The following is a 12560-nucleotide window of genomic DNA, read 5'->3' as shown; positions in this document are numbered from 1 at the left end:
ATGAGTGCATCAACAGATAACAACTCAGATGAGTCCGTAGATGAGAAAGATTCAAGAAATTCTTTTTCCGGATTTATTGCTAAATGGGGACAAACACTGGGGATCATCATTGCCGTCGTAATTACCCCAGCAGTGACGCTTTTTAATACTATTAGAGTTGAGATTCTCAATAGAGAAGTTGATTTAGTAAGATATTTTCAGAAAGAGATTAAGGATTCTCTTTCACAACTAGCAGGAGAAGATCCTGAGCAATCAAGAGTTGCTTTTGCGTCCCTATACTCGCTAGCAAATGATTACGACAAGAAAAGAATCTTGATTTCAATTGCTCTCTCGCGCGACAGTGATGTTTTAGATGAGGCAATCTCCTACCTTATCTTATCTGAAAATAAAAACGAGAGAGAAAAGATACTAGACAACAATCCTTCGCTCAGAGAGGCTGTTAGAAGGATAGAGGCTGAATGGGTGAAAACAAATTATGCAGCCCTCGAAAGCGTAAAGGCCAATGCAGATATTCGCCCACAGGTGACGAATGGAAGCACTCAGTTGTTTAGTTTATTTTCTAGCAACGATTTGGAAGGCTGGATGCTGCTTGGGAGATTTTCAAACTCTGATAGTCTAGATATAGACTATCAAGGGGGATTTGACTTGGAAATTCAAAAAGAAATCTCTAAGGACAAAGCCTTAAACTCGGAGGGCACAACAATTGATGAAAATGTGATACGGAATTTTGAAAACAAGATTGTTAATGTTTCATCTCCAATTTATGTTCGCCAAGCACCTCCTAGTAATTTGTATGATTTGTCCGCATTAGCGGACAGTTCAGGCACCTCAATAGTGGGGGTCTTGTGCCAAGGTTCCAAGGTAAAAATCCTTGACTATAAACCTGTCAAACCTGGTGAAGGAAACTATACTCTCTGGGGCAAAGTAAGCATTGAAGCATCTGCTCCTTGCTACAGCCCTAACAATAATGGCTTTCTGGAGGGAGGAGATAATGTTCGCAATCCCTGAAACTTGAAATATTTATCGGTGCTAAATGGACTTATTTTTAAAATAGACTCTTCCCTAAGGAATTAGCCTTTAGGTCGATAGTAAGGAGTATGGCAGCTATAGAAAACATAAAAACTTGCTCAACTGGCTACCGATTTAGTGATCATTTTGATAGTTTGATCAGCCTGGGGTAGCCTTCCTCGCTCGACCCCAAAAAGCCTCGACCTAATGGGCTTGGGCGAGGCTGAGAACCCTAGCACGGATTCAAATGATGGTTTTGGGGAGTGAGTAGCTACGCTTAAAATGCAATTCCATTGGGCGGGTTGAGCATCCAGGGCGGCATCAAGCAGGACGGCTCCTCTGCCCAGTAGAAGTGGAACATTATGTCGTTGAACTCATCATCGCTGGCGATATGGCCTCCGCGATTGCTGTCCTCAAATGTATGGCTAAAGTTGCTGGCCCGGAAGTCGCCCTCAAAACGAACCGTTGGAGGTCCCGATGTAGATCCACCTGCTGTCCCTGGCAAAGGATTTTGGGATGCTGCTCTACCTAAGCCATCGTCAGCAGTTAGGTAATACGTTAGCCCTCTTGTGAAGCTCCAGGAGGATGCAACTAGGTTGCCGTTGTAGCCATAGCATAGGCTAGCGTTAATTGGAATAGTAAACCCTGGCCCAGCAGATTTCGGAAAGTCATTTGGCTCCCAAGGTCCATCAGGAAACCCATCGTTGTCTCGGTCGTCAGGCACACCGTTACCTGTGGCATCATCTACTAAACCATCGCTGTTAAAGTCATGGATCGTAGGGTTATAGGTAGCCAACGTGAAATCAGTCATGCTAGGGGATCCCGTACTTCCCCCTGAGCCGCCAGAATTCCCGCCTGAGCCACCCCCGGAGTTCTCGCCGGGGTCACCGCCCGAAGTTCCTTCTGTGCCATCGCCTGAACTGCCTGAGCCATTTCCAGGTCCGCTAGATCCACCTCCAGACCCGCTAGATCCACCCAAATCACCACCCGAGGTACCGCCGCCACTAGAGCCGCCACTAGAGACACCACCACTGCCAGAGCCCCCGCTAGAACCACCTTCACCACCAGAACCACTAACACCTGAAGCGATCGCACTCGGAATCGACCGGGCAGCTTGAACTACTGCCGCCGCTATCTCACTGCCTGCGATCGCCTCAGCAAAAATGTCTGTCCAGGGTTGAGGCAGGTATAGATCATTGCGGTAGCACTCTAGGGGTGTAGTTAGCGGTATCTGGTCAATCTGAAACTCTGCATAGGTTGAGGCCGACGTGGTGGGCAGCAGGATGCTTTGGTTGAAGTTGATGGTGTTCGTCTCGCGCACTCGTAGAATGCCACAGGCATTGACTCTGCGCGTCAAGATGCGGAGCTGGCCAGGATAGCTAACGGTGTAGCGAGTTTCGGGTTGCTTGCCTACGATCACTAGGTCGCCATTCGATGTCTTGAAGTGGTTGGGCCGTTCTTCATCAAGGGCATAGGAACCGTCTGACTTAGGCCGGCAGTTGGGCCGGATGCGGGTTTGTAGATTGGCTGGGTTGATTACTGCCCCATCGACTTGAACTGTCGCGGTGAGATAGTTGGCGGAACTCGTCACCACCAGCAGGCCACAGCGGTTCGAGATGAGGTTACGGCTTGGTGAAGTGTCGATGCCGATTTGAACTTGAGCATTGGGCTCTAGCTTATAAACGGAAATTGCTCCATCGCTATCTCGATACACGTGGCCCTGGGCGGCCAGTAAAGGGGTAGCTAGCAGCAGCAATAAAGGAAGGGAGAAAGGTAGTTTCATAATAAAAAAGCCTCTCCGCAGAGAGGCTGGTTCAGGGTGAATGCGAGGAGACAAACGTTACTACCAGCTAGCGGGGGTATAGAGTTGCCCACTGCGGCAAAGAGGTTCTGGGTTCGCTGTTGGCAACGTGGCCACTGTATAAGTGGTGCCCCCAATCACGATGGTTGGGTTACTAGCCCAGGGATAGGCGCTGCTCTCGCTGATCGCTGCAAATCCACAGGCATTGGCTGTCACATTGCGATCGCGCCCACCGCCGTAGGCCGCTTCATAGACAGTATTTGGAGTTTTGACAATCACGACTTCCCCGGCCCCAGTCTTGAAGTTGGCCGCACGGGGTTCTTCGAGGTTGCCGTTGACACAACGAGGGAGCAGCTGAGTGGGTAGTGCCGCCTGGTTGATTGGTGCGCCATCTACAGAAACCAGGTCTGCTAAGGAACTAGATGCACCATCTCGCAGCACTACGAGACCACAGGCGTTAGCTGTGACCCGGCGAGTCGAGGTGGCCCCAGGATAGGAAATTGTCAAACGTTCTCCCGGAGTTCTGTTGGCCACAATTACCTGAGCCGAGCCATTAGAACGCATCACTTTATAAACGGTGTTGCTGCTATACATTTGTGCTGAAGCAATAGGCGCAATAGCAGCAGCAGCTACCAATCCAATCCCTGCCATAGCTAGAAATCTACGTTTTTTCATATCAGCTAACTGCGAACCTCCATCGAGTGGACTACTGGGAACACTGGACTAACCGTACTTTTTCAAAGCCGTTGTCAACGTCCGGCACACTATGGGATTACATCTATGAAAACTGTAAAATTGCTGCCTGTTTTAGCCGTTGCTCTAAGTAGTCTTACGGGTTGCGCGGTGAGCAACATGGTTCAGCGGGGAGAAACCCAGCGCTTTACCGAGCAGCAGACCGAATACTGGGCCGTTGAGACTGTTGAGGATGGCAGTAATTTTGTGGGCCGTAGTGAGGGCAGCCAAGAGCCGATCAGACTATGCGGCATCGCGGTTCCAGGTTTAGACCACCCTCTTCGGGAATCGAGCAGGACAAAGCTTGAGCAGCTCCTAGGCCAAAGTTCTGACGGCACAGTGGGAGTCGTGCCAGTAGGGCGCGACCCAGCGGGTTATCTATTGGCAGAGGTCTTTGTTCCGACTGATAAGGGAGAAGAGATCCATGTCAACAGCCAGCTGGTTTTGGATGGATTGGCTTATGTTGATCAGGCGGTGAATGACTGCCCCAATAGTGTGGTGATTACAGGGGCCGAAGACCAGGCAAAGGACGCAGCAGTGGGATTGTGGGAGGCTGAGGCTAGCGAATGAGAACTCCAGACGATTCAACTCCAGAGCGCATTGTCCGGTTTACCGTTGACATGCCCGAATCTTTGCATGAGCAGCTATCTCAGGTCGCAGACAGGTTTGGAAAGAAGAAGGCCATGCTGGTAAGACTGGCGATCGTGCAGGCGTTGAAAGACCTGGATGATGATGCAGTAATCGGTTAGGGCTTCTGGACAGACTCAAGCCTAAAGGTAAGCTCCAAAGTCTTGATAGGAGCGAATGTAGTCAATCTCTGACGTTAAGAAAAGTTAAGGGTTATTCCGTCATTCTGATGGGCATCCTGAAACAAGCAGATAAAAACGGCACATTTATAAAGCCTTATTTAAATCATCTGTAAACATTGAAACACTGCTGTTTTAGCACGCAGTAATTACGTTACACCTCCTTAAGGAGAGGTGTCCCTAGAACATATACCGCATTAGTTAATAAACAAAATATAGCTCCAAGTCGATTCAATTTTGGCTTCTTTTGAGGTCAAAGGTACTTCGTGATGAGTTTTTATGCTTACTGCCACATTTTCTATTCAAGACATCTGGAATGAGCTACAGCCTAGCCCATTTAAACCTAATCCTAATCAAGAGCAAGCTATAAACCATGTTTCTGGGCCTCTCTATCTGACCGCTGGGCCTGGTTCTGGAAAGACTAGGGTATTGCTTTGGCGTACGCTTAATCTTCTAGTTTGCCACGGTGTTAAGCCTGAAGAAATTTTTCTTAGCACGTTCACTGAAAAAGCCGCAAAGCAGCTTCGAGACGGACTGCAATCCTTGTTAGGTTTAGCCACCAATAAAACCGGCCAACCCTATGATATTGCCCGTATGTACGTGGGAACGGTTCACTCCCTTTGCCAGCAACTCATAACGGATCGACGAATCTGTCAAAGCATTCTGCGGCCTGTGACGCCAGCTTTGATGGATTCCTTGGGGCAGTATTTCTACGCTTCAGACCGCCACTTTTGGGATTCTGCGATCGCCGCCGTTGACCTGGGTGATAACGCTAACGAAGTCATCACCAATTATTTCAAAGGTAGAGCTAGTCAATCGCGCCATGCAGCAGTTGTTGAATGTATCAGCCTGTTCAATCGCTTTTCAGAGGAATGTTTAAAGCCCGCTGAGATTCGTGAACGTACGGACGATGCTGTTCTAAAGGGTCTGATTGACCTCTATGCCTACTATAAGCAGTCTCTGGGATTAGATGGCCGGACACCCAAAGTAGACTTTTCTCTACTTCAGCAGCAGGCTTTAGAGACGCTTAACCATTCGTCGGAGGCTGGGCATGTTTTTAAGCACGTCATAATTGACGAGTACCAGGACACCAACTCTATTCAGGAAAAGCTGTTCTTCAAATTGGCCGCAGGATACAAAAACATCTGTGTGGTTGGAGATGATGATCAAGCACTGTATCGCTTTCGAGGCGCAACTGTTGAGAACTTTGTTCAGTTCCCAGAACGAGTACGAGTAGAGCTTGGTGTAGAAGCGCGGCAAATCCCCTTAAACACGAACTACCGTTCCCGAAAGCACATTGTAGATTTCTACACCGACTTTATTGGGCGAAAAAACTGGCAGAGGCCCAACGGAGAGGGGCATTACCGGGTTGTAGATAAGGATATTCAGGCCCATAGCACGGATCATCACCCCGCTGTAGTCGCGAGTACACCGGCTCCTCCTACTGTCGTTACCACCGAAATTGCCACCCTGGTTAGGCAACTGCTAGCCGAGGGCAAAGTTTCTGACCCCAATCAAATTGCCTTCCTATTTCCTTCCCTCAAAAGTGCTCAGGTGAGCCGGATGAGGGAAGCACTTGAGGCTGAAGGGCTACAGGTCTATGCACCACGAGCTGGGCGGTTTCTCGAAGTGGAAGAGTCTATAGCTGTGTTTGGTCTATTCCTAACTATCTTTGGGCGACCTGAGCAGGGTGTGTATAAGGGCGACTATGCCGATTTCCAAACTTGGTTAGATGACTGCCTGCAAGACGCAAAAGGTCGTTTAGAAAAGGATGTGAACCTGGCTACCTACATTGGTGACTGCCAGGACGAAATTGAAACAGTTTTGAGTGACTACCAGGTGCTCACTAGGACTGCCAATAAACATGGTTGGGTACTAGATGAGTCTTACACCCCTAAAATTATGCAGCAAGCCCTTGCAGCTTCATTTGGGCTTTCAGAGAAGGCACGCAAGAGTATTGCCAACAGCTACATGAACCAGCTGGCCCAGCAGCGGATTAATGAAAATAATCCCTTCACGTTGAGGTACATCATCAATCGGGCTACCTCCCTCGACTGGAGCATTCTTGACTTGTTTTACCGTCTCTGCGCTTTCAGCCCCTTTAAGCCCTGGTTCGACCTGGCTGAACGGGGAGAAGATGAAGGCCCTATCTGTAATCTCGGGCTAGTCACGCAATATCTGTCTCGCTTCATTGATGGCAACTCTCCCGTTCTCACCGCTGGCTTTTTGAGTGACAACAAGTTTCTCAATACCTTCTTTATGCGGTTCATCTACAGCCTATATCGACTAGGCGAGTCCGAGTTTGAGAATGCTGAAGATCCGTTTCCCAAAGGCCGTATCCCCTTCCTAACAATTCACCAGTCGAAGGGCCTTGAGTTCCCGGTAGTGGTACTAGGAAACCCTCGTAAAGATCCTAAAGTGCAGCCTATTGAGCAAATTATTCGCCCCCTGATTGACCGAGAGGGTGAACCCCTAGATAGGATGGCTGAATTTGATGTGATGAGAATGTTCTATGTCGCTCTCTCTAGAGCTGAAAACTTACTGGTGCTGGCCCATTACAGGAGCCAGGGGAACTTCATCAGCGAGCCCTTCAAGACCATGCTTAGTGCCAAGGACTTTCCTCGGATCCCACAATTTGACCTAAGCCAACTACCCGCCGCTGAAGAAAAAGAGCAAGATATCGCCCGAGCATACTCCTATACCAGCGACTATCTGCTTTATCAAAAGTGCCCTCGCCAGTACATGCTGTTCCGCAAGTATGGCTTCGTTGCTTCGCGTTCTCAAACTCAGATGTTCGGCAATATCGTTCATCAGACCATCGAAGATCTCCACCATTTGCTGATGATAAGGAGAGCCCAGGCATGACCGAGCAAGAAATTGAATCTGCGATCGCAGAGATGTTCGAGCAAAACTATGAGTTGCTTCAAGCTGAAGGGGGTCACTCTCTTACCCAGGATACTAAACGGGCTGCACTCCAGCAGGTGCTGCTTTACTGGCGCAAAATGCGGGATGTAGCTGAACGGGTTACAGAGACTGAAGTAAAGCTGACGCTACCGGAACAGCAAACCCCAAAGGGCCGCAAATATTCTATTCATGGGGTTGTGGACATCGTGCAGGAAGACGAGCGCACGGTAATGTACGACATCAAAACCCACGATGCCGAGTACGTTGAATCTAATATCAGCGACTACGAAAAGCAACTCAACATCTACGCCCACATTTGGCAAAACCTCCGAGGACATCCCCTAGACCAAACAGCCATCATTGCTACGGCTTACCCCAAAGAGGTAAAGCAAGCTCTCAATGCTGAGGACGATGTAGCTCTAGAAGCGGCTTTAGACCAGTGGGAACCCTTGGTGAACATTCCCTTTGACCAACAGCACGTTGACGACGTGATCTCTGACTTTGGGGACGTAGTAGACGCTATTGAAGATCGACAGTTTACGCCGCCGTCTGCGACTCACTTAGGGCGACAGTACAAGACCAAAGGCAGAGAAAGACGATTTGCTACCCAAATCTGTAGCAACTGTGATGGCCGTTTTTCCTGTTCGTCCTATCGAGCCTATACCCAATCCAACCGGGGCAGCGATGCCAGCTTTAATCGCTACTTCAGAGAATTTGATTCGACCGACCAGGAAGAATGGCTGAGTGCCAACCTAGAAGCTGATTTAGAAGCCTAAGCCTAAATTCATTTTGCAGCCAATTACAGGACTACCTCAAGTTATGAAAACAATTGCAGTCTATCACAACAAAGGCGGGGTTGGGAAAACAACACTAACCGTTAACCTGGCTGCGTCCTTTAGTAGAAAAGGCTATCGAGTTCTACTGATCGATCTCGACAGTCAGGCAAATTCAACCTACGCCACAGGACTGATCAAATTTCACGATGAGCTTCAGGATGACATCAAAGATAACTACGTTTATCACGTTATTCGGGAGCGGAATGCTTACTTCATTGCCGATGTAGTAAAGCGATCCAAGTTTACGAATCCTCCCTTTGATGTAGTGCCTAGCCATATCGATTTGATGCAGCACGAAAAGGAGCTCATTGAGATCGCCCCTGCTCGTACTCGGTTATTTAGCAAGCTCCAAAGAGATGCAGATTCCTACGATATCGTAATTATCGACACACCTCCTTCTCTAAATATCTACTCCCAGATAGCACTTATTGCTGCCGACTATCTACTCATTCCCTCTGACCTAAAACCCTTTGCCAATGAAGGGTTGAGGAACGTGCAGAATTTTATTGCTGAAACTAATGAGTTTCGGGAGCAAATCGGACAAGGTTCCCTTCAGGTTCTGGGGATTGTACCATCCAAAATTGCTACAGCTCATAGGTTTGTAGAGTTTGTCTTACCTCGGATGGAAGAAACAGTTAGGGGACGTTACGGCTTTCCAGTACTCAAGAGCCGTATTTTCGACCGTAGGGATGTTTCAGCGGCTATAGAGCGCACTTTAGAAGTGGGAGAACTCGACATTCCAGATCCTCAGTCCATCTTTGACCATAAACCTGGCTCACAGGCTGCTGAGGAATTTGAGGCCCTGACTCAAGAAGTGATGCAGTTAGCAGGGATTTAGGAGGGGCTATGGACTTACAAACATCTCAAGTGGACTTAGACAGCATCGAGATTAAGGGAGACTTCCTAGAACCTGATGCTGAGCAGGTGAAGTACCTAGCTCATGCCATCTCATCAGTAGGCGGGCTCGTTCAGGTGCCAGTAGTGAAGCAACTTGACCTGGAAACCTACGAGCTTGTACATGGTTATTTTGAGTATCAGGCTTATTTGAAAGCAAGAGAGCTGGATCCAAAGCTACCTGACCGAATACGGGTCTTTGTCATCACAAAGAAGAATGAAAAGGCTATTAAACAGCAGCTACAGGTATTTGAGACTCTATCAGGGGCGAAAGAACAATCCTCAAGCGAGGATGCTGTAATTCCCTCAGATCTAGCTATCAAGCTAAGTAACTTAGTCTCAGCGATTGAAGGAATTCAGCAGGAGGTCAAAAACACAGCGGCTGAGAGTCAAAAGGCTATTCTAGGCGCTATTGATGAACGAATGCCCAAACCATTACCAGTACTAGAGGCATTCAACCGGATTAATGAGCCGATAATTGCTCAACAGACTTTAGAAAAATTAAGCGCTGCTTTGAATGGCAGCAAAGCAAAGCAGATTGTTGCGAATCTCCAAAATCGGCCTGGGCAGCACCCCCTCAGCAGTTTTGCCGAGGTAATTGAGGCAGTGGGTAAAGATATCAAGGGTAGGAATCGACTGCTCACGGAGTTAACTCTACTCAAGGTCATCGATGCTTGGGGATAAGCAAAGACTTGCACACTCAGGAGGCAACCATGGACGAGTTTGTTCGTAAAGCAGCAGGGTTGGGTTTTCCCATGATCATCCTGCTGATCACAATGGCAACCACTGGACTGACTGGAGCTGCAGCCATTACGGCTTCATTAGCTCTGCTTGGTCCAGGGGGGATGATTGGAGGAATAGTTTTCTTAGGGCTTATTGGCCTAGCTGCTGACATGCTCTCTAAGTTTGGGCTAGAAGCCCTGCTGGTAGCCATCTACAAAGAACGGCAGAAGAATGGTGAGCCTCTAGAGAGGCTGCTTAGAGAGATTCAGGGAATTCCAATCTCTGGTGATTTAAAGCGGAAGCTAAGGGAAGTGCTCACTCCCCAACGGGCTTGAGGATTGCTTTGGCTGAGGACTGCTTAAAGGGCGATCGCAAATCCGAAGTTTAATTATGTTCTGTAGAATTACAATCTAGCACTCCAATAAGATCGCCTGTTGGTTTACCGATACTGACTACAACGAGGAAAGTCTCCTTGTGTTTAGGTACCATATTGAGCGCATTCAAGAGCTTCCTTACTGTGGAACTCCCTCAAAACTGGCGGAGCTGAAACAAGGCAAAGAAAATGCGCCTCGAAGCTATGTGCTTATTGATAGAGATTACACTCTCTATTTTGATCTAGCAGGTCGTAGCGAAACTCTTCAGAGACTTGGTGATATATCGAGCCTATTTGAATTTATGCAACCTTTCAGTGCAAGCTAATTATTTGCATGGCATCAGACTGCCACTATTAAGAGTTTCGAGATGCAAAATCGAGTTACAAACTATGACGGACTATCCTGCTGATCTTAGAGCTATTTCCATCATTAATCCTTTTGGCTGGGAAATCTGCATGGGCTTCAAGCCCTACGAGTTTCGCTCCTGGGAAAGTTCGTTTCGAGGTCTATGCTTAATTCATGTTTCTGCTAGTAAAGAATGTGAAGGGTATTTTGATGAATACCTTGAGCACGAAGAAATTACTACAGAAGAAATCAAACAGATGCGTAAGTCTATTATTGGCTTCGCTACTGTGACTAAAATGATTTGGGATGAGCAGGATCAACAGTGGGCACACAAGGTAGAGCACCCAGAAATTTTTGATGAGTTTATACCTTGTCCTGGTGCTTTAAATTACTGGAGCCCTTACAAGAACAAGCCGGAACAATCTGTAGCTTTTCAGAAAGCATGGGACATGATTGAGGCCAAAGCCTATTGTGAAGCTAATCCAGAAGAATACAAAAATAGTCTAGCTATCTTTGGCTTAGAAGATTTAGAAATAAATGGTTCAGGTAGAGTTTTGATTACACCTGCTCCGCAAGCCTAAACATAAGCTTGAAAAGTGTTCTATATTTATGCTAGACATCTTCTATCTACCGCAAAACTTTTGTATCGGTCATTATATTCCCAAGGCTTATTGGCCTCATGAAGATGATTCTCAGGATGGCTACACTGAGTTTGTTTTAGATCTAAAAAGAAAATACCATGAGCAGCACTTTCAAGCTATACAAGAATGTATAAGACTCCTGTCACAAAGCCTATGTGGCTTTGATGCAGTTGCAGTTGTACCTTCTAGCAAGCCGAATGCTGAGAGTGGAATTTATCACATTGCAGCTGGACTAGCAAAAGCATCTGAAAGAATTGATGCTACATCCTGTTTGAAAAGGCATACTGCAATCCCATCACATAGCTCTCAAGGTTCTCGGCCTGAAAAGATTCATTTGCAATCTATTGGCCTTCACTACCCTGTTTTGGTTAAAGATAAAGCAGTACTTTTGCTGGACGATGTTAGGACTACTGGTAATTCACTAAGGGCTTGTCAAAATATCCTCGAAAAAGCATCTCCTAAATTGGTTATTTCCTTAGCTCTGGCTCAGACTTGGCATCCTGATGAGGAAGCAGATAGTCCGGCTATTCTCTATAGCCAATTGAAAGAGAAAATGAATGAATTCCACATACAGGAATATGCTGAGCTTGAGGAGAAGCATCGAATAGAATTAGCATATTTAATGTATCAGCAAGAGCAGGGGCATGATATCGCTGATAGATTGTTCCATTTTGCCTATGGTTAGATAATGAAGTGCGAAACCAGCTTCAACCCCCACCCTCCAAATGCCCCACATCATTCAACCCCATCACCTCGAACCCCTCAGCCGCCACCCCAAACACTGACACCGAAGCATTGTCCAAGTCGTAGCGAAAGCTCGACTCCCTGGGCTCATTCAGCAGCAGGGGTATCAAAGCCCGCAGCAGCCCTCCATGGGCCACCACCGCTATGGATTCAGACACCCCCCGCCAAACCTCAACACAGCCCATCAATCGCTGCTCCATCTGCTGCCAGGACTCTCCACCAGGCGGCACAAAAGTAAATCGTTCTTCCAGCGACATGGACTTCAGCCGCTCATGAATTTGCTGCCACGGCTCCCCAGACCATTGGCCCCAGTTGCGTTCGCACAGCGCCTCAGAGCATTGCAGGGGCACCACCAGGGCATCACCAACAATCTGGGCTGTCTCTAGTGCCCTTGCCTCTGGGGAACTGAGTAGCGATCGCACTCCATACCCTCGGCACACCTCCACCAAACGCGAGGCTTGCCAGCGGCCAATCTCATCAAGTCCTGCACTGTCCTGCTGGCTGTGAACCCGGCCCTCAACGTTGAGGGCCGTCTGCCCATGGCGAATGAGCAGCAGCTTTGGCAGGTTGAGTGTTCTGAGCATCAGGTTTCCATCAGGGGGCAGGGTTTTAGCCAGCTTTTTCTCGCGATGAGGGGTTGGGACATATCGATTCTTTGTAAGCCCAGCATCTTTGTTCTCCAGGTCTGTGATTAGGACAGCTTAGTTATGGCTACTGTGACCTTAGCCAGTTCCATTCGTTATCCTCACCAA

Annotated in this window: 13 protein-coding genes; 10 read left to right on the top strand and 3 right to left on the bottom strand. The window is 47.9% G+C overall.

The annotated features are described in order from the left end of the window. A complete protein-coding gene (locus H6F75_RS26365) occupies nt 1-1008 on the top strand; it encodes a hypothetical protein (protein ID WP_190756136.1) in 1008 nt (335 codons plus the stop codon). Nucleotides 1009-1285: 277 nt separating this feature from the next. On the opposite strand, the gene H6F75_RS26360 is transcribed toward H6F75_RS26365, so the two are convergent. After that, nucleotides 1286-2791: a hypothetical protein gene (locus H6F75_RS26360; protein ID WP_190756134.1), complete on the bottom strand. Its 1506-nt coding sequence runs from the start codon at nt 2789-2791 to the stop codon at nt 1286-1288. 60 nt (nt 2792-2851) lie between these two features. Then, nucleotides 2852-3373 (bottom strand): hypothetical protein, encoded by a 522-nt coding sequence (locus tag H6F75_RS26355; RefSeq protein ID WP_190756132.1) that lies wholly within the window; start codon nt 3371-3373, stop codon nt 2852-2854. A 288-nt stretch (nt 3374-3661) separates the two neighbouring features. On the opposite strand from H6F75_RS26355, the gene H6F75_RS26350 reads away from it, so the two are divergent. The 9 genes from H6F75_RS26350 (at nt 3662) to H6F75_RS26310 (ending at nt 11749) form a co-directional block, all read left to right on the top strand. Next, nucleotides 3662-4111, top strand: a complete 450-nt coding sequence (locus H6F75_RS26350; protein WP_242020374.1) for a thermonuclease family protein — start codon at nt 3662-3664, stop codon at nt 4109-4111. Further along, on the top strand, nt 4108-4290 hold the full coding sequence (locus H6F75_RS26345; protein ID WP_190756128.1) for a hypothetical protein: 183 nt from the start codon (nt 4108-4110) through the stop codon (nt 4288-4290). The genes H6F75_RS26350 and H6F75_RS26345 overlap by 4 nt, the downstream gene beginning before the upstream one ends. A gap of 336 nt (nt 4291-4626) precedes the next feature. Further along, nucleotides 4627-7212, top strand: coding sequence for an ATP-dependent helicase (locus H6F75_RS26340; RefSeq protein ID WP_190756126.1), 2586 nt, complete (start codon nt 4627-4629; stop codon nt 7210-7212). Beyond that, complete coding sequence (locus H6F75_RS26335; protein WP_190756124.1) at nt 7209-8027, top strand: PD-(D/E)XK nuclease family protein; 819 nt, start codon at nt 7209-7211, stop codon at nt 8025-8027. Before H6F75_RS26340 ends, H6F75_RS26335 begins: the two co-directional genes overlap by 4 nt. Before the next feature lie 43 nt (nt 8028-8070). Further along, nucleotides 8071-8925: an AAA family ATPase gene (locus H6F75_RS26330; RefSeq protein WP_190756122.1), complete on the top strand. Its 855-nt coding sequence runs from the start codon at nt 8071-8073 to the stop codon at nt 8923-8925. 8 nt (nt 8926-8933) lie between these two features. Then, nucleotides 8934-9665 carry a hypothetical protein gene (locus H6F75_RS26325; protein WP_190756120.1) on the top strand — a complete coding sequence of 244 codons (732 nt, stop codon included), beginning with the start codon at nt 8934-8936 and terminating at the stop codon, nt 9663-9665. 29 nt (nt 9666-9694) lie between these two features. After that, on the top strand, nt 9695-10039 hold the full coding sequence (locus tag H6F75_RS26320) for a hypothetical protein (RefSeq protein WP_190756118.1): 345 nt from the start codon (nt 9695-9697) through the stop codon (nt 10037-10039). A gap of 428 nt (nt 10040-10467) precedes the next feature. Continuing rightward, nucleotides 10468-11004 (top strand): hypothetical protein, encoded by a 537-nt coding sequence (locus H6F75_RS26315; RefSeq protein ID WP_190756116.1) that lies wholly within the window; start codon nt 10468-10470, stop codon nt 11002-11004. 28 nt (nt 11005-11032) lie between these two features. Continuing rightward, nucleotides 11033-11749 (top strand): phosphoribosyltransferase, encoded by a 717-nt coding sequence (locus H6F75_RS26310; protein ID WP_190756114.1) that lies wholly within the window; start codon nt 11033-11035, stop codon nt 11747-11749. A 22-nt stretch (nt 11750-11771) separates the two neighbouring features. On the opposite strand, the gene H6F75_RS26305 is transcribed toward H6F75_RS26310, so the two are convergent. Then, nucleotides 11772-12392 carry a histidine phosphatase family protein gene (locus H6F75_RS26305; RefSeq protein WP_190756112.1) on the bottom strand — a complete coding sequence of 207 codons (621 nt, stop codon included), beginning with the start codon at nt 12390-12392 and terminating at the stop codon, nt 11772-11774. Between the last annotated feature and the right edge of the window lie 168 nt (nt 12393-12560).

It is taken from the genome of Nodosilinea sp. FACHB-131 (genome assembly GCF_014695395.1).
In the GTDB taxonomy this organism is placed as follows: domain Bacteria; phylum Cyanobacteriota; class Cyanobacteriia; order Phormidesmidales; family Phormidesmidaceae; genus Nodosilinea.
Note: the sequence above shows the minus strand (reverse complement) of the source record. Positions and strands in the feature narration are given on the sequence as shown.

Excerpts from the sequence above, each read along its gene's own strand:
- H6F75_RS26355 (WP_190756132.1), bottom strand. The coding sequence starts at position 3,373 with ATGCGTTCTAATGGCTCGGCTCAGGTAATTGTGGCCAACAGAACTCCG.
- H6F75_RS26330 (WP_190756122.1), top strand. The coding sequence starts at position 8,071 with ATGAAAACAATTGCAGTCTATCACAACAAAGGCGGGGTTGGGAAAACA.
- H6F75_RS26325 (WP_190756120.1), top strand. The coding sequence starts at position 8,934 with ATGGACTTACAAACATCTCAAGTGGACTTAGACAGCATCGAGATTAAG.
- H6F75_RS26335 (WP_190756124.1), top strand. The coding sequence starts at position 7,209 with ATGACCGAGCAAGAAATTGAATCTGCGATCGCAGAGATGTTCGAGCAA.
- H6F75_RS26345 (WP_190756128.1), top strand. The coding sequence starts at position 4,108 with ATGAGAACTCCAGACGATTCAACTCCAGAGCGCATTGTCCGGTTTACC.
- H6F75_RS26310 (WP_190756114.1), top strand. The coding sequence starts at position 11,033 with ATGCTAGACATCTTCTATCTACCGCAAAACTTTTGTATCGGTCATTAT.
- H6F75_RS26340 (WP_190756126.1), top strand. The coding sequence starts at position 4,627 with ATGCTTACTGCCACATTTTCTATTCAAGACATCTGGAATGAGCTACAG.
- H6F75_RS26365 (WP_190756136.1), top strand. The coding sequence starts at position 1 with ATGAGTGCATCAACAGATAACAACTCAGATGAGTCCGTAGATGAGAAA.
- H6F75_RS26320 (WP_190756118.1), top strand. The coding sequence starts at position 9,695 with ATGGACGAGTTTGTTCGTAAAGCAGCAGGGTTGGGTTTTCCCATGATC.
- H6F75_RS26360 (WP_190756134.1), bottom strand. The coding sequence starts at position 2,791 with ATGAAACTACCTTTCTCCCTTCCTTTATTGCTGCTGCTAGCTACCCCT.
- H6F75_RS26350 (WP_242020374.1), top strand. The coding sequence starts at position 3,662 with ATGGTTCAGCGGGGAGAAACCCAGCGCTTTACCGAGCAGCAGACCGAA.
- H6F75_RS26315 (WP_190756116.1), top strand. The coding sequence starts at position 10,468 with ATGACGGACTATCCTGCTGATCTTAGAGCTATTTCCATCATTAATCCT.
- H6F75_RS26305 (WP_190756112.1), bottom strand. The coding sequence starts at position 12,392 with ATGCTCAGAACACTCAACCTGCCAAAGCTGCTGCTCATTCGCCATGGG.